This is a genomic window from Siccirubricoccus soli, from assembly GCF_024178315.1.
Classification (GTDB): Bacteria; Pseudomonadota; Alphaproteobacteria; order Acetobacterales; family Acetobacteraceae; genus Siccirubricoccus; species Siccirubricoccus soli.
Genome location: NZ_JAMZIK010000282.1, coordinates 1 through 3,436, shown reverse-complemented (window position 1 = coordinate 3,436; position 3,436 = coordinate 1). Strand labels below are relative to the sequence as shown.

The following is a 3,436-nucleotide window of genomic DNA, read 5'->3' as shown; positions in this document are numbered from 1 at the left end:
CGGCGCGGCGCGACGAGGCGGGCGAGGTCCAGCGGCGCCGCCGCCACCGGCGCGGTGGCCGAGAGGACGATGCCGAGCCGCGCCCCGCGACCGAGCGGCGGCGCCGCCAGGCTGAGCACGGCGAAGCGGGCGGAGCCATCCGGGTGCAGGGTCTTCACCTCGGTCTGGGCGCGCAGCGCCTGGCCCATCGCGGTGCGGGCGGCGATGGCGCGGCCGCGCGGCAGGTCGCCCGGACGGAAGGCCTGGCCGAAGACGAGGATGGTCTCCGCCGTGCTGCCATTGCCCTCCAGCACCATGCCGAGCAGGTCGTCGGGGCGCAGGCAGGGCATCGGCACCTGGCGGACGATGCCGGCCTGGGCCCGGGCGAGGGAGGGCACGGCCAGGGCGGTGGCGAGGAAAGGGAGGTGGCGGCGGGCTAGGGGCATCAGGCACTCCAACGGATCGAGAGGGGCCTTGCCCCCCTCGAACTCTCCCCACCAAAGGCCGAAAGGCCTTTGGAAACCATAAGTCCGGGAGCGGGCGGTCCGGCTACCGGGCGCTCAGGCCGCCAGCACCCGGCGGAACAGGGTCAGCTGGCCCTGCGTCGTCGCCTCCCAGCCGAAGCCTTCGGCATAGGCGCGCGTCGCGGCGCGGTCCGGCAGCGCGGCGAAAAGCTGCCGCACGCCGGCGGCGATGCTCGCCGGCGCGTCGTCCGGCAGCACCAGCCCAGCCGCCGGCGCGGCGATCGCCTCCCGGCTGCCCCAGGCCGGGCTGGCGATGGCGGGCGTGCCGCAGCCCATCGCCTCCAGCAGCACATTTGCCCAGCCCTCCCGCGCCGAGGCCAGCACCAGCGCATCCGCCGCGCCGTAGAGCGCCGGCAGCTCGGCATGCGGCCGGGCGCCGAGCAGCCGCACCCGGCCGCCGAGGCCGAGCCGGGCGATCTGCGCCTCCAGCGCCCCGCGCTCCGGCCCCTCTCCGGCGATCAGCAGGGTATGGTCGGGCAGCTCCCGCATCGCCTCGATGGTCAGGTGATGGCCCTTGCGCGGGATCAGCAGCCCGACGGAGAGCAGCGCCGGCCCCGTCAGCCCGAGCGCCGCGCGCGCCGCGGCGCGATCCGCGGGCGGGCGGAACAGCGCCAGATCCACGCCGTTGCGCAGCACCGTCACCTTCTCGGGCGGCGCGCCAAGCGCCACCAGCCCCTCCTTCAGCGCCGCGCTCACCGCGATCAGCGCCGCGCTGCCGGCGATGGCGCCCTGGATCAGCCGGCGCGGGAAGCGATAGTTCGGCAGCAGGCTGGTGTCCGAGCCGCGGCCGGTGATGACGACGGGCAGGCCGAACTCCCGCCCCAGCCATACCGCGACGACGCCATCCGGATAGAGGTAATGCGCATCGATCGCCTGCGGCCGCAGCCCCTCCGCCAGCAGGCGGCGCAGGGCGGCCCGCGCGATGCGATGCAGGATCCAGGGATTGACCCACATGCCGAGCCCGGGCGGTCCGAGGAAGCGCGGATGCAACACCCTGATGCCGTGCCGCACCACCTCCGCCGGCACCGCCCTGCGTGCCACGCCGCGACCCGGGAACCAGAGCACCGGCGCAAGGACCGTGCTCTCCGCATGGCCGGAGGCCAGCAGGTGGCGCAGCCGGTTCTCCACGAAAACGCCGTGATTGGGCTGCGCCGGGTTGGGGTAGAGGGTGCTGAAGGTCAGCAGCCGCAGCGGCTGCCCGGGGGCTGCGCTCATGCCGCCCCGTCCCGCGGGGTGCCGGGCCGCGCCGGGAGGGCGGGGAAGGCGCCGCGTGGCAGCGGCGCCCAAAGGGCCTCGTGGCCCTGCGCTATCGGAGGCAGGACCGGGCGTCCGCAGCTTCTGCCGTTCCTGCCTGGGCCTGGATGGACGCGGCGATGGAAGCGCGGCACCCGCAGGGCCGCGAGGGACGGGTCCGGTGCCGTCGGGGCAGTGGCATAGGGCAGGGCCATTCCGCTCGGCACAGCGCCTTCTCTCTCCTCGGGCCATGGCGGCCCTGGTGGGCCGATGGCGGGTCCTTTTCCTGTCGCCTGGCCGGCGGCACCGGCCACAACCCATGCGTTCGCCGGTCCCTGGCCGCCGGCCTGGTCGCAACCGTCAGCCGCCTTGGGCCCCTGGTCTATCGGCTTGTGTTTTCAGTGATCTGGCGGTCATTTTCCCGGCCGTCGCAGCGCGTGAGGGGAAGGGACCGGACACTAGCCTTGACTGGGGTGGGACAACTAGCCTCTTTCTTTGCGCGAGACGGTTGCAACCCGGTGCTCCACGAGGCAAGGCGAAATTCAGGTCCGGGAGGATTCCGGGCAGCGAGCAACGAGACGTCCGGCATCCAGCGCCAGGCACGCGCCGTCCGACGAGATCCCTGGCCGCTTGCAGGGCGTTGGCAGGCCGCTATCCGTCCAGACGACTTAACGGTTGGGCTAGGCGGGAAGAAAATGACAGGGCGGAACAATCCGCCTATCTTGGTCGGGGGTGCGACCCCAAGCTGCCGATCACCTGCCGGGCCGAGGCCAAGGACTGCCCCATGACCGTCGCCATCAGCGTCGTCGTTCCCTGCTACAACCGCGCCGGCCTGGTGCCGGAGACCCTGGGGAGCATTCTCGGCCAGACCCTGCCGCCGGCCGAGGTCATCGTCGTCGATGACGGCTCGACCGACGGGACTGCCGCGGTACTGGCCGGCTTCGGCGACCGTATCCGGACCATCACCATCCCGAATTCGGGCGAGCTGGTGGCACGGAACACCGGCCTTCGGCTGGCCGGCGGCGAACTCGTCGCCTTCTGCGACAGCGACGATCTCTGGCGGCCCGACCACCTGGAACGGATGGCGCGGCTTTGGCGGCAATGGCCAAGCATGCAGGCCGCCTACGCCAATTTCCGCATCGTCCGGGATGGGGTGTGGGAGGAGGGCAGCAAATTCGCGCAAGCCCCGGCCGGCTTCTGGGACGGACTCCGGCACGGCGAGGCGGAGACCGGCTGCTTCGAGATGCCGATCGTCGACCGGCTTGTCGGCTTCACTCCGTTCTTTCCCTCGGCCCTGGTCGCCAGCATCCCTTTCCTGCGGAGCATCGGTGGCTGGGACGAGGCGGTGAACCGCTGGATGAGCATGGATTTCTCCACGGCGCTGCTGCTGGCGGAGCGGCCCCCGCTCGGCGTTTCCTTCGAACCGAGCGTCGGTATCCGCAAGCATGCGGGGAATTTCTCCGCTGATGTGCAGAAGATGAATCTCGGCGACGCGGCCATCCTCGAGCATGTGCTGCGCACCCGGCCGAGCCTGGCGCCGCACGCGACGCTGATCCGGGCGAGCATCGAGGAACGCCGGCTGGCGGCGCTGGCGACGGCCTTCGCGCGGCAGGATTTCCAGGGGGTGCGGGCGATCCGCGCGCTGCTGGGCCCGGCGGGGCTGCCGCCGCGGGCGCGGGCCAAGGCGGCGGTGGCGGCGC

Annotated in this window: 2 protein-coding genes and 1 pseudogene; 1 reads left to right on the top strand and 2 read right to left on the bottom strand. The window is 72.7% G+C overall.

Features of this window, described 5'->3' with window-relative positions; genetic code table 11:
* Nucleotides 1-425: pseudogene (locus tag NJ376_RS28315) on the bottom strand (hypothetical protein); the annotation flags it as partial.
* Between the two features lie 114 nt (nucleotides 426-539).
* On the bottom strand, nucleotides 540-1,718 hold the full coding sequence (locus NJ376_RS28310) for a glycosyltransferase (protein ID WP_252956692.1): 1,179 nt from the start codon (nucleotides 1,716-1,718) through the stop codon (nucleotides 540-542).
* 802 nt (nucleotides 1,719-2,520) lie between these two features.
* On the opposite strand from NJ376_RS28310, the gene NJ376_RS28305 reads away from it, so the two are divergent.
* Nucleotides 2,521-3,436, top strand: a 916-nt coding sequence (locus NJ376_RS28305) for a glycosyltransferase family 2 protein (protein WP_252956691.1), incomplete at its 3' end; no start/stop codon positions are given.

Coding starts and splice junctions, on each gene's coding strand:
- NJ376_RS28310 (WP_252956692.1), bottom strand. CDS start 1,718: ATGAGCGCAGCCCCCGGGCAGCCGCTGCGGCTGCTGACCTTCAGCACC.